Consider the following 12,246-nt stretch of genomic DNA (forward strand, 5'->3'; position numbering starts at 1 on the left):
CGGAAAGAGCCTGACCCGTTAGGGGAGGGTCTTATTCAAGATTGTAATCTGCCGATTGCACCCGGAAAAGAAAAAAGGAAAAGGACAATGGCACAAGAAAAGCGTGGTTCGCGGGACGACCGTCAGAACCGTGAAGAGCGCGATAGCGAATTTGTCGACAAGCTGGTCGCCATCAATCGCGTCGCCAAGGTCGTCAAGGGCGGCCGTCGTTTTGGTTTCGCTGCTCTCGTCGTCGTCGGCGACCAGAAGGGTCGTGTTGGCTTCGGTCATGGCAAGGCACGTGAAGTGCCGGAAGCCATTCGCAAGGCAACCGAGTCCGCCAAGCGCGACTTGATTTTCGTACCGCTGCGTGATGGCCGTACGCTGCATCATGACGTTCATGGCCGTCACGGCGCCGGCAAAGTGCTGCTGCGGTCTGCTAAGGCTGGTACCGGTATCATCGCCGGTGGTCCGATGCGCGCCGTTTTCGAAACGCTCGGCATGCATGACGTTGTTGCGAAGTCGACCGGTTCGTCGAACCCTTACAACATGGTTCGTGCAACGTTCGATGCGCTGAAGCACCAGGTTCATCCGAAGGACGTCGCTGCACAGCGTGGCCTGAAGTATGCGACCTTGCAGGCTCGTCGTGCCGCGTCCGGCAACGGTTCTGAAGAATAAGGAGCTGGACAATGGCCAAGAACACTGAAGCCCAGAAGACGATCACGGTCGAGCAGATCGGTTCGCCTATTCGCCGCCCGGCTGTACAGCGCCAGACGCTTATCGGCCTGGGTCTCAACAAGATGCATCGGGTCCGCACGTTGGAAGATACGCCTTCGGTTCGTGGCATGATCCGTGCTGTCCAGCATCTCGTTCGCGTCGTCGACGAGAAGTGAGACGGAGGAAACTGTCATGAAACTGAATGAAATCAAAGACAATGAAGGCTCCAGCAAGGACCGTATCCGCGTAGGTCGCGGTATCGGTTCCGGCAAGGGCAAGACCGGTGGCCGTGGCGTCAAGGGTCAGAAGGCGCGTTCGGGCGTTGCCGTCAATGGCTTCGAAGGCGGCCAGATGCCGATCTATCGCCGCCTGCCGAAGCGTGGCTTCAACAACATCTTCGCTTCCGAATTCACGACCGTTTCGCTCGGTCGGATTCAGACAGCGATCGATGCCGGCAAGCTCGACGCTTCCGCCACCATCGATGCAGCAGCTCTCAAGGCTGCTGGCGTGATTCGCCGCCTTAAAGACGGTGTTCGCGTCCTCGGTGACGGTGAATTGACGACGAAGGTAACGATTGAAGTTGCCGGCGCTTCCAAGCCAGCGGTCGAAAAGATCGAAAAGGCGGGCGGCACGATCAAGCAGCTGTCAGCTGCTGCGGAAAAGTCGGAATAATCGATTAATATTATCGCCCGGGGTGCTTCACACCGGGCGATTTTTCTACCATATGTGTGCCTCGCGACCCATTGGCGGCTCCTGTGTCGCTTTCTCCCCAAATCATCTTGGTTTGGGGAGAAAGCGACACAGCACTTTTTGAGTGATAAAGCAGCTTTCGTGTGTTTGAAAAAATGCACAGCGCTTTATGTTCCGTCTTCCGGGAATTTCGGAAACAGAGGGAGAGGCATCTGGTTGCACTGCAATCGCTCCGCCCCCGGTTTTCTGCGAGAGAGAACGAACTTTACCTTCGGCAGGCTGTCCATCGTCAAGCCGCCGTATATGGTGACGCGGAGAATTTTATGGCTTCTGCAGCGGAACAATTGGCCTCGAACCTGAACTTTTCAACCTTTGCGAAGGCAGAGGATTTGAAAAAGCGCATCTGGTTCACGCTGGCCGCCCTTCTTGTCTATCGTCTAGGTACCCATATTCCGCTGCCTGGCCTCAACCCCGAGGCCTATGCGGCTGCCTTTAAAGGCCAGTCCGGTGGTATTCTGGGACTGTTCAACATGTTTTCCGGTGGCGCGGTGCAGCGCATGGCGATTTTCGCCCTCGGCATCATGCCCTATATTTCAGCGTCTATCATCGTTCAGTTGATGACGTCAGTTGTTCCCTCGCTTGAGAACCTCAAGAAGGAAGGCGAGCAGGGGCGCAAGATCATCAATCAATATACCCGTTACGGCACTGTTCTGCTCGGCACGCTTCAAGCCTATGGCATTGCGGTTGGGCTGGAGCACGGCAATGGCTTGGTGACCGATCCTGGCTTGTTCTTCCGCCTTTCGACTGTCGTGACCCTTTTGGGTGGTACGATGTTCCTGATGTGGCTCGGCGAGCAGATCACCTCGCGCGGTATTGGTAACGGTATTTCGCTGATTATCTTCGCGGGTATTGCCGCTGGTCTGCCGACTGCTCTTGCTGGTACGTTGGAGCTTGGCCGCACCGGGGCTTTGTCCACAGCTTTGATCCTGACGGTGATTCTGGTGGCGATTGGCGTGATTGCGCTGATCGTGTTCTTCGAGCGCGCCCAGCGCCGCTTGCTGATCCAGTATCCGAAGCGCCAGGTCGGCAACCGGATGTTCCAGGGTGACACCTCGCATCTGCCACTGAAGCTGAACACCTCGGGCGTGATTCCCGCGATCTTCGCATCTTCGCTGTTGCTGCTGCCGGCGACTGCTGCTGGCTTCACCGGTGGCTCAACGCTGCCAGCCTGGGCGACCACCATCATCAGCGCGCTTGGCCATGGCCAGCCTGCCTATATGGTGCTCTATGCGCTGCTGATCGGCTTCTTTGCATTCTTCTATACGGCCATTGTTTTCAATCCGAAGGACACGGCCGACAATCTTAAAAAGCATGGCGGCTTCATTCCGGGGATTCGTCCCGGCGAGCGCACGGCTGAATATATCGATTATGTGCTGACGCGAATTACCGTCGTTGGCGCCATTTACCTTGTCTTCGTCTGTATCCTTCCCGAAATTTTGGTTTCTCAGACCGGGGTGCCCTTATCCCTTGGTGGTACGTCGCTTTTGATTGTTGTCAGCGTTACCCTGGATACGGTAGCACAGGTACAGGGTCACCTGATTGCTCAGCAATATGAGGGGCTGATCAAGAAATCGAAGTTGCGTGGAGGAAAGAGGGGACGATGAGGTTAATTCTATTGGGGCCTCCGGGTGCGGGTAAAGGCACTCAGGCCCAGAGGATCGTCGACAAATACGGTATTCCGCAATTGTCGACGGGTGATATGCTGCGGGCCGCTGTGTCGGCGCAGACTGAGGTCGGTAAGCGCGCCAAGGCGGTGATGGATGCCGGAAAACTGGTCTCGGACGATATCGTCATTGCGATTGTTTCCGAGCGGATCGATCAGGATGATTGCAGCAATGGCTTCATTCTCGATGGGTTTCCGCGGACATTGATCCAAGCGGATGCTACTGAAAAGATGCTTGCAGTTAAGGGGCTTGATCTCTCCGCTGTGGTTGAAATCAGGGTTGAAGACGAAATTCTGGCGGATCGAATCGCTGGTCGTTATACCTGTGCCAATTGCGGGACGGGCTATCATGACGAGAATCTCAAGCCGAAGGTGGAGGGGGTCTGCGATAAATGCGGATCGACTCACTTCAAACGCCGTCCCGATGACAATCGCGATACAGTAAAGACCCGTCTACAGGCCTATTATAAGGAGACTTCTCCCTTGATCGGCTATTACTATGCCAAGGGAAAACTCCATTCTGTCGACGGTATGGCCGAAATCGACCAGGTTACGGCGGAAATCGAGACGGTCTTGTCCGGTCTCTGATCGGATATCCATGAATTTCTTTAGCGGAACGGTTGCTTTTCGTCACTGGTTCCGCTAGATAGCGCGCCAACTCGCTAAAGATCAACGGTCGGCGCGTTCTTCCTACGGAGGAAGACGGGTTCGGTCGTTTTGACTTGTTGAGAACCCAAAAATCAATCGGCGGCCTTGTCACGGCTGTCAAACGACACACCACTTGCCGGATGGCAACTGGAACGCAAGGAGAATAGGCGTGGCACGTATCGCTGGCGTCAACATCCCAACGGCAAAGCGCGTAGTTATCGCGCTGACCTATATTCATGGGATTGGTCCGAAGTTCGCACAGGAAATCATGGAAAAGGTTGGCCTTTCCGCCGACCGCCGCGTTCATCAGCTGACAGATGCTGAAGTTCTGGCTATCCGTGAAACCATCGACCGCGATTACCAGGTCGAAGGTGACCTGCGTCGCGACACCGCAATGAACATCAAGCGTTTGATGGATCTGGGCTGCTACCGCGGTCTGCGCCATCGTCGCGGTCTGCCTGTTCGCGGTCAGCGTACCCATACCAATGCTCGTACTCGCAAGGGTCCGGCAAAGGCTATCGCTGGTAAGAAGAAGTAAGGTTCGCTGTATGGCGAGCTTGAGGCTGGCACGTCAGTGCCGGCCTTGTTGCAGTTTTGGAAAGGGCACGTTGTCCTTTCCGGTGGAGCCGCTGGTGTTACGGCGGTGTAGAGATCAATGAAAGGGAATTGAATGGCCAAGGAAGCCACACGCGTTCGCCGTAGAGAGCGCAAAAATATTTCGTCGGGTGTTGCGCACGTCAACTCGACATTCAACAACACGATGATCACCATCACTGACGCGCAGGGCAATGCGATTGCCTGGTCGTCCGCTGGTGCCAAGGGCTTCAAGGGTTCGCGTAAGTCGACCCCGTTTGCCGCTCAGATCGCTGCTGAAGATTGCGCCAAGAAGGCTCAGGAACACGGCATGAAGTCGCTGGAAGTCGAAGTTTGCGGTCCGGGTTCTGGCCGTGAATCGGCTCTGCGCGCTTTGCAGGCTGCGGGCTTCATGATCACCTCGATCCGCGATGTGACCCCGATCCCGCACAATGGCTGCCGTCCTCGCAAGAAGCGCCGCGTCTGATCATTCTTCGTCCGGCCGGGATATGCGCACATGCGGTCCCGGTTCTTCTCATGCTCGGTCGTCACGATTGAATAGTGGCGACGAACGGAAGGTAAACATATGATTCAGAAGAATTGGCAGGAACTGATCAAGCCGAACAAGGTTGAGTTCTCCTCCAGCGGTCGCACCAAGGCCACCCTGGTTGCCGAACCGCTTGAGCGGGGCTTCGGTCTGACGCTCGGCAACGCGCTTCGTCGCGTTTTGCTGTCGTCGCTGCGTGGTGCTGCCGTGACGGCAGTTCAAATCGACGGCGTTCTGCATGAATTCTCGTCGATCCCAGGTGTTCGCGAAGATGTCACCGACATCGTTTTGAACATCAAGGAAATTGCCATCAAGATGGACGGCGACGATGCCAAGCGCATGGTCGTCCGCAAGCAGGGTCCAGGCGTCGTGACCGCTGGAGATATCCAGACGGTTGGCGATATCGAGATCCTCAATCCGAACCATGTCATCTGCACGCTGGATGAAGGTGCGGAAATCCGGATGGAATTCACGGTCAACAACGGTAAGGGCTATGTCCCCGCCGATCGTAACCGCGCAGAAGATGCACCGATTGGGCTTATCCCGGTCGACAGCCTCTATTCGCCGGTCAAGAAAGTGTCCTACAAGGTGGAAAACACCCGCGAAGGCCAGGTTCTTGACTACGACAAGCTGACCATGACGATCGAGACTGATGGGTCTGTTTCGGGTGAAGATGCGGTGGCTTTCGCTGCCCGTATTCTCCAGGATCAGCTGTCTGTCTTCGTCAACTTCGATGAGCCGCAGCGTGAAGCTGAAGAAGAAGCCGTTACCGAACTGGCTTTCAACCCGGCTCTCTTGAAGAAGGTCGACGAACTCGAGCTTTCGGTTCGTTCGGCCAACTGCCTGAAGAACGACAATATCGTATATATTGGCGATCTGATCCAGAAGACCGAAGCCGAAATGCTGCGCACACCGAATTTTGGCCGCAAATCGCTGAACGAGATCAAGGAAGTTTTGGCTTCCATGGGCCTGCATCTGGGTATGGAAGTTCCTGCCTGGCCGCCGGAAAACATCGAAGATCTCGCCAAGCGCTACGAAGACCAATATTAATCTTAGATAAGGCAGGTTGAACTCTGCCTTTCCAGTCAAACTGCGGATCTTGATCCGTATGTGTCAGGAAACGGCAGGGCCGCAACAAGCGCGGGAACCTGCATTGAAGGAGAATAGCCATGCGCCATCAGAAAGCCGGCCGCAAGCTGAACCGTACCGCGAGCCACCGTAAGGCAATGTTTGCCAATATGGCGGCTTCGCTCATCACCCATGAGCAAATTGTTACCACCCTGCCTAAGGCGAAGGAAATTCGCCCGATCGTCGAACGGCTTGTCACACTCGGCAAGCGTGGCGACCTGCACGCTCGTCGTCAGGCCATTTCGCAGATCAAGGATCAGGATGCTGTTCGCAAGCTGTTCGATGCGATTGCGACCCGTTACGCCAGCCGTAACGGCGGCTACCTTCGCATCATGAAGGCTGGCTTCCGTCAGGGCGACAACGCTCCTCTGGCCGTTATCGAGTTCGTTGAGCGCGATGTCGACGCCAAGGGTGCAGCTGACAAGGCTCGCGTTGCCGCAGAAGCAGAAACCGCTGAAGCAGCATAAGCCATAAGCGACGTTAAGTCGTTTGTTTCAGGGCCGGATGGGAAACCATCCGGCCCTTTTCCGTTTTCTGGCTCACTGCTCCAAGTCTTTCCGGGAGAGTTGTGTTTAGGCGTCGCGCCGTTGTTGGTTAATGTTCAGGATCGCCTATGCCTCTGGTCTATGGTTTTGACCTGAAATTCTGTCCGGGCTAAGAAGGAGATCTCCCTCCCTGCAATGCTGCCATTGCCCTTCGACAAAGAGACCTATCCCATGATGCCAAGATTGCCTGCATTCGCCACTGCGATGATTGTCACGGCCTTGACGGTGGCGTCCAGCGCCATTGTCAGTCAAGCCGCGTCGTCGGCTTCCAGCCGGGGAGTGAAAACAATCGCTCCAAAAGTTCTTGTTATCACGATGTTTGGCGAAGAGACCAAGCCTTGGCTGGCGGGGCGCAAGCTGACGACGAAAGTTAAAGTGCCAGGCCTGTCGAAAGAGTATCCTGAGGTCGCCTGCGATCGTCAGGGCCTCTGCGTGATGACCACGGCAATGGGCTATGCCAATGCGGCGAGTTCGACCATGGCGGTGTCGTTCGACCGTCGGTTTGACCTTCGCAACACCTATGTGTTGATTGCAGGAATTGCGGGCGTCAATCCGAAGGAAGGAACTCTGGGATCTGCGCTCTGGGCCAGATATGTGGTGGATGGCGGATTGCGGCATGATATCGATGCCCGCCAGATCGACAAGGACTGGCCAGACGGGCAGGTGCCGCTGGGTGCGGCAAGTCCGGCCGCCAAACCAACCTGGGCAGCGGGGACGGAGGTCTACGCGCTGAACGAGGCGCTGGTCCAAAAGGCCGTGGCGCTGACTGGATCCGTCGAACTGATGGACAGCGATGCCGCCAAGACTTATCGCGCCGCCTATGCCGCGCCGGCAGCCAAGGCTGCCCCGTCTGTGAAGATTTGCGACACGGTCTCAGGCGATACCTATTGGCATGGGGCAAAGGATGCTGAAGCCACAGAACGGTTTGCCGCATTGGTCACCGATGGGAAAGCCCATTACTGCACCACCCAGATGGAGGATAATGCGACGCTCACAGCTTTGAAGCGCGCGTCGGAGGCCAGGCGTCTCGATTTCAACCGTATTCTGGTGTTGCGCACGGCTTCCAATTTTGACCGTGAGCCGTTTGGCCGCACTGCGATCGAATCGCTGACGTCGAAGTCCGGCGGCTTCATGCCATCAGTCACAAATGCTTATAGGGTTGGGAGTCGGTTCGCCGATGCCGTTATCGCGGACTGGAAAACGTGGAAGGAAGGGGAGGGTTGGAAATAGACCATACAGCGAGTGTCGTGAGTGCCCTATACCAAGGCGAATATGCTAACGCATGTTCGCCTTGAAGAGATTGTAAATATCTCCAATGCATCGGAGACTTGTGTTATTTGCAAAAGGAATACGAAGAGTCATTTTTAATGACTCTTCGTATTATGCGTTTTATGGTTTTATTAAAAAAATAAGCCATTAAGGACGTCAGCCCCTAACCGAAATGTGGCATCCAAGTGGATACTGGTGCCGAGTCGCCTTGCGGTGCGTGTGTCGGGCGGTTTGTCTTGCTGGAGATATCTTCGCGAAACATTCTGCGCACTCACCTGTTGTGAGGCATTTGTTTCGCAACGTTAGAAAATTCAGTTCAAGTCTGTCGTTTTAATTGGGAAATTTCAGGCCAATAGCCGATGTCGCGGATCGTCATTCTCGGTAATGCTGGTGGTGGAAAATCTACTCTCGCTCGCAAGCTTGGCGAGAAGCGAGGTTTACCGCATGTCGAAATCGACCGCTTTCTTTGGCAAGAAGGTTGGATTCTAACCCCGCCTGACGTCTATGCACTCAAGCATGAGAAAATTATTTCTGAAGATGCCTGGGTGATCGACGGGCTAGGCAGCCTGGACTCAATCCCGTCCCGCGTTGCGCGGGCAACGGAAATCATCCTCATCGACATGGCGTTATGGATGCATTTCTGGCTTGCGGCAGAACGGCAGATGGCATGGATGGCTGGGAAACTCGAACATGCCCCAGGCGGTTTTTCTGCTATGCCACCCACGCGAGAGCTTTTCCATACGATTTGGGATGTCGATCAGGGATGGATGCCGACAATTCGAGAGCTTTGCGCTGAGGCTAAACTCCAAGGCAAACCGCTGGTGCAGCTCAGCAGCTTAGACGAGCTGAATGCATTCGCAAATGATATCTGATCCGGATGCGTCGCGATTTACGCGGAATCCCTGCCTGGGTTTCGCGAGAGATATTGGAGGCAGAAAGTATTCCACATTTAAGTTAGGGCTGGAGCAAGGGCGCGGCGTGTTTTTCGAGCCTTGTATGTCGGTCTTCGGAATCGGCATAAAGCCTGTCGGGTTCAATCTAAACCTGACAGGCTTGAAGACGAATTGACCGGCGTCACAGCCGATCACTGAATGTTGTAATCCCGCTTCAAAATGTCCAGCAAACTGGATTCGGAGGGTGGCTCCACCAACTCGTTCCACGTTTCAACCGGTGAAAAGCCGAATTGCTGGTAGAGTTGCAGGGCGCGGGGATGGTCGAGTGTATTTGTCATTACCGAGATTTTGGTTGGTGCGGTCGACCAGGCGGCATAGAGGGCCTGAAGCAGGAACCATTTGCCGATTCCAAGTCCCAGTGCATGTTCGAACAGGCCGAAATAGGACAGCTCGACGGTATTGTCCGGTTGCTGGGTCAGCTCGAAGAAGCCCGCTGGGGCGCCATTGACGTAAAGCACACAGATTGACACATCCGGGCTATGGATGGTCGCCTTCAGCTCGGCATCGCTCATCTGCAGGCGCTTGTACCAGTGCCAGCGGGAGCCGACCTGCCGATAGAGGAAGCGGTAATAGGGTAGGGGCATTTCAGTGGCGCGGATGATTGCCGTCTGGATATTGATCGGCACTGGCAAGCTGGATTTCGGGGGCGCGGTCATTTCCAGCTTGGTGACATGGGCGGTTAGAAGCGTGGGTAACTCGCCTTCAATCGCATCTGCTGGTCCGGTTACCACCGGAGTATCCTTGCGAGAGCCCCATTCTGACCAGGAGCCGTCATAGAGCGTATTGTCGTGATGGCCGAGCGATTGTAGCGCCAGCGTCACTGCTGCAGCCGTAACCCCGGAGCCGCAGCTGGTAACGATCGGGCGTGTCAGGTCAATGCCCGCCTCGGTAAAAATCGCCCGTAGCGCGGAGAGATCTTTTAATCGCCCATTCTCGCTCAAAATCGATGCAGGCACAGACCGTGCCCCCGGCATATGGCCGGAGCGTATTCCGGCCCGTGGTTCGGCATCCTGACCGGTGAAGCGGCCTGCGGGGCGCGCGTCTGCCACCTGCTTCAAGCCCTCATCGACAATGGTGCGCATCTCGGCGAAGGATGTTACCTGGGCTTCGCTGAACGTTGCGTTGAAAATGGCGGGCGCAGGCTCGGGCAAGTCGACTTCCAAAGGCAGGCCCTGTTGCTTCCAGCCATCCAGACCGCCATCGAGAACAAACACATCGCGCGCACCCATCACACGCAGCATCCACCAGACGCGCGGTGCGGAATAAACTCCGGGGCCGTCATAGACAACAATAGTATCCGTGTCGGCAATGCCGAGCTTGCCAACGGCCTCGGAAAATCTCTCTGGCGAGGGCAATGTGTGGGGCAAGGAGGAGGAATGATCTGCGATTTGGTCTTGATCGAAAAACACAGCGCCAGGAATGTGACCACTGGCATATTCATCTGCCGCATTACGGTTGTGAACTGGCAAATACACCGATGCATCGACGACCTTGAATTGAGGTGCGCCCAATTGCTTCTGTACCCACTCGGCCGATACGACGAAACGGCTTTTCTCCGCAGACATGCTTCTCTCCATGCTTGTCAGGCAGAGGGTTCCAGCGTACCGAAGCGAATACGGAAGCGCCGGTTCTCCTTGCCCTTTTTCTCGATCTTGGCGATGTGAATCGCACCGACCTCCTGGGTCTCGGAAACATGTGTGCCGCCGCAGGGCTGGCTGTCAACGGATGAATTCTCTCCGATGCAAACAAGGCTAACGCGACCCAAACCCATCGGTGGGCGCACATTCTTGGATTTGACGATATCCGGATTGGCTGCCAGTTGCGCGTCGGTGATCCATTCCAGGTAAACCGGATGGTTTTCCTCCACCAACCGCATCAGATCCGCCGTCACCGTTTCGCGGTCGATGGCGTCGCTCATGTCGAAATCCACCCGGCTTTCATCCTCGCCGACCGCAGCACCGGTAATGGGAAACGGGCAGACCACCGACAGCAGATGGCAGGCGGTATGCATCCGCATCAGTTTGTAGCGGCGTGGCCAATCCACATGCAGGACCAGTTTTTCGCCAATGTCAGGACTTGGCTGGCCCTCCAGCGGCTGGTGCAGAATGATAGTCTTGTCCGGGCCGTGGCGCGTCAGGCCAAGTTGAATGGTCGAGCCATCGGCCCGTTCCAGAAATCCGGTATCGCCCGGCTGGCCGCCGGATGTGGCGTAAAAACAGGTCTGGTCAAGCTCAATTGAGCCGTCGTCATGCACGGTTGTCACCACCGCCTCTGCCGTCGAAAGGTAAAAGTCGTCACGAAACAGAGGCAATGTTGGCATGGGGCTCAGACAGGTTCGAAGGGAATGGAAATGTCAGTTTTGCCGCCCAGCCATGTCGGCTGCGGCAGGCCCTTTTCTTTGAGGAAGGCCGGATTATAGAGCTTCGACTGGTAGCGATTGCCATAATCGCACAGGATGGTCACGATGGTATGACCCGGCCCAAGATCGCGCGCCAGCCGGATGGCACCGGCAATATTGATGCCGGAAGAGCCGCCAAGGCAGAGGCCTTCCTGTTCGACCAGATCGAAAATGATCGGCAGGGCTTCGCTGTCGGGGATGAGGTAAGAGAAATCAGGCGTAAATCCTTCCAGATTGGCGGTAATCCGGCCCTGGCCGATGCCTTCGCTGATTGAGGAACCAGAGGATTTCAATTCGCCATTCCGGTAGAATTCATAGAGCGCGGCTCCTTCGGGATCGGCAAGGCCGATTTTGACGCCAGGCTTCAGGTTTCGCAGTCCGATCCCCGTGCCTGCCAGCGTGCCACCGGAGCCGACCGCGCAGATGAAACCATCAACAGCACCGCCGGTATCCTCAAATATCTCCCGGGCTGTTGTCTCGATATGAGCGTCCCGATTGGCGGTATTGTCAAACTGATTGGCCCAGATCGCGCCGTTCGGTTCGGTTTTCGCCAGCTGGGCCGCAAGCCGTCCGGAAAGCTTCACATAATTATTCGGGTTCTTATAGGGAACGGCGGGAACCTCGACCAGTTCGGCACCCAGTAGCCGCAATGCGTCCTTCTTTTCCTGGCTCTGGGTTTCCGGAATGACGATCACGGTGCGGTAGCCAAGCGCCTTGGCGACCAGGGTCAGTCCGATACCGGTATTACCGGCTGTACCCTCGACAATCACGCCGCCAGGCCGCAGCAATCCGCGCCGTTCGGCATCGCGGATAATGTAGAGCGCGGCACGGTCCTTGACGGACTGGCCGGGATTGAGAAACTCGGCCTTGCCCAAAATGGTGCAGCCGGTTGCCTGCGAAGCGGCTTTCAGCCGGATCAGCGGCGTGTTGCCGATGGCGTCTAGAACGGAGGGGTGGAATGCCATGAGCGCACTTTCTGTTTCCCGAACAATAGAAAGTGTGTTTTCGGTCTACAAGCCCTGCATGACAAGAAATGCAATTTCTTGCTGTGGCATCAACCCGGAAAACCTTGCCTC

General features: G+C 56.0%; 14 protein-coding genes. 11 read left to right on the forward strand and 3 right to left on the reverse strand.

The features are described 5' to 3' along the window. Positions 1 to 87 precede the first annotated feature (87 nt). From rpsE to AVCG78_RS05190, 11 genes are all read left to right on the forward strand, one after another. Positions 88 to 657, forward strand: a complete 570-nt coding sequence (gene rpsE, locus AVCG78_RS05140) for a 30S ribosomal protein S5 (RefSeq protein ID WP_015915755.1) — start codon at positions 88 to 90, stop codon at positions 655 to 657. An 11-nt stretch (positions 658 to 668) separates the two neighbouring features. Then, on the forward strand, positions 669 to 872 hold the full coding sequence (gene rpmD, locus AVCG78_RS05145; protein WP_015915756.1) for a 50S ribosomal protein L30: 204 nt from the start codon (positions 669 to 671) through the stop codon (positions 870 to 872). Between the two features lie 16 nt (positions 873 to 888). Continuing rightward, positions 889 to 1,368 (forward strand): 50S ribosomal protein L15, encoded by a 480-nt coding sequence (rplO, locus tag AVCG78_RS05150; RefSeq protein WP_015915757.1) that lies wholly within the window; start codon positions 889 to 891, stop codon positions 1,366 to 1,368. A gap of 341 nt (positions 1,369 to 1,709) precedes the next feature. Further along, positions 1,710 to 3,050 (forward strand): preprotein translocase subunit SecY, encoded by a 1,341-nt coding sequence (secY, locus tag AVCG78_RS05155; RefSeq protein WP_015915758.1) that lies wholly within the window; start codon positions 1,710 to 1,712, stop codon positions 3,048 to 3,050. Further along, on the forward strand, positions 3,047 to 3,697 hold the full coding sequence (locus AVCG78_RS05160) for an adenylate kinase (RefSeq protein ID WP_071204437.1): 651 nt from the start codon (positions 3,047 to 3,049) through the stop codon (positions 3,695 to 3,697). The genes secY and AVCG78_RS05160 overlap by 4 nt, the downstream gene beginning before the upstream one ends. A 229-nt stretch (positions 3,698 to 3,926) precedes the next feature. Then, positions 3,927 to 4,295, forward strand: a complete 369-nt coding sequence (rpsM, locus tag AVCG78_RS05165) for a 30S ribosomal protein S13 (protein WP_015915760.1) — start codon at positions 3,927 to 3,929, stop codon at positions 4,293 to 4,295. 132 nt (positions 4,296 to 4,427) lie between these two features. Continuing rightward, positions 4,428 to 4,817, forward strand: a complete 390-nt coding sequence (gene rpsK / locus AVCG78_RS05170) for a 30S ribosomal protein S11 (RefSeq protein ID WP_015915761.1) — start codon at positions 4,428 to 4,430, stop codon at positions 4,815 to 4,817. Positions 4,818 to 4,916: 99 nt separating this feature from the next. Continuing rightward, the gene (locus AVCG78_RS05175; RefSeq protein WP_060715699.1) at positions 4,917 to 5,927 is read left to right on the forward strand and encodes a DNA-directed RNA polymerase subunit alpha; all 1,011 of its coding nucleotides are present in this window, start codon (positions 4,917 to 4,919) and stop codon (positions 5,925 to 5,927) included. Between the two features lie 119 nt (positions 5,928 to 6,046). Beyond that, the gene (gene rplQ / locus AVCG78_RS05180; protein WP_060715698.1) at positions 6,047 to 6,472 is read left to right on the forward strand and encodes a 50S ribosomal protein L17; all 426 of its coding nucleotides are present in this window, start codon (positions 6,047 to 6,049) and stop codon (positions 6,470 to 6,472) included. Between the two features lie 249 nt (positions 6,473 to 6,721). Beyond that, entirely contained in the window at positions 6,722 to 7,780 is a 1,059-nt protein-coding gene (locus tag AVCG78_RS05185) for a purine-nucleoside phosphorylase (protein WP_234665075.1), read from the forward strand. Positions 7,781 to 8,178: 398 nt separating this feature from the next. Continuing rightward, the gene (locus AVCG78_RS05190; RefSeq protein WP_071204440.1) at positions 8,179 to 8,691 is read left to right on the forward strand and encodes a P-loop NTPase family protein; all 513 of its coding nucleotides are present in this window, start codon (positions 8,179 to 8,181) and stop codon (positions 8,689 to 8,691) included. A gap of 212 nt (positions 8,692 to 8,903) precedes the next feature. Here AVCG78_RS05190 and sseA read toward each other — a convergent pair whose 3' ends face one another. Genes sseA through AVCG78_RS05205 form a run of 3 tightly spaced genes read right to left on the reverse strand, consistent with a single transcriptional unit; the run spans position 8,904 to position 12,135 of the window. Continuing rightward, the gene (gene sseA, locus AVCG78_RS05195) at positions 8,904 to 10,337 is read right to left on the reverse strand and encodes a 3-mercaptopyruvate sulfurtransferase (RefSeq protein WP_071204441.1); all 1,434 of its coding nucleotides are present in this window, start codon (positions 10,335 to 10,337) and stop codon (positions 8,904 to 8,906) included. Positions 10,338 to 10,354: 17 nt separating this feature from the next. Then, the gene (locus tag AVCG78_RS05200; protein WP_071204442.1) at positions 10,355 to 11,092 is read right to left on the reverse strand and encodes an alanyl-tRNA editing protein; all 738 of its coding nucleotides are present in this window, start codon (positions 11,090 to 11,092) and stop codon (positions 10,355 to 10,357) included. 5 nt (positions 11,093 to 11,097) lie between these two features. Further along, positions 11,098 to 12,135 carry a cysteine synthase A gene (locus AVCG78_RS05205; RefSeq protein ID WP_015915768.1) on the reverse strand — a complete coding sequence of 346 codons (1,038 nt, stop codon included), beginning with the start codon at positions 12,133 to 12,135 and terminating at the stop codon, positions 11,098 to 11,100. Positions 12,136 to 12,246: the final 111 nt, after the last annotated feature.

The sequence above is a fragment of the Gillisella vitis genome (assembly GCF_021559775.1).
Lineage (GTDB): Bacteria > Pseudomonadota > Alphaproteobacteria > Rhizobiales > Rhizobiaceae > Allorhizobium > Allorhizobium ampelinum.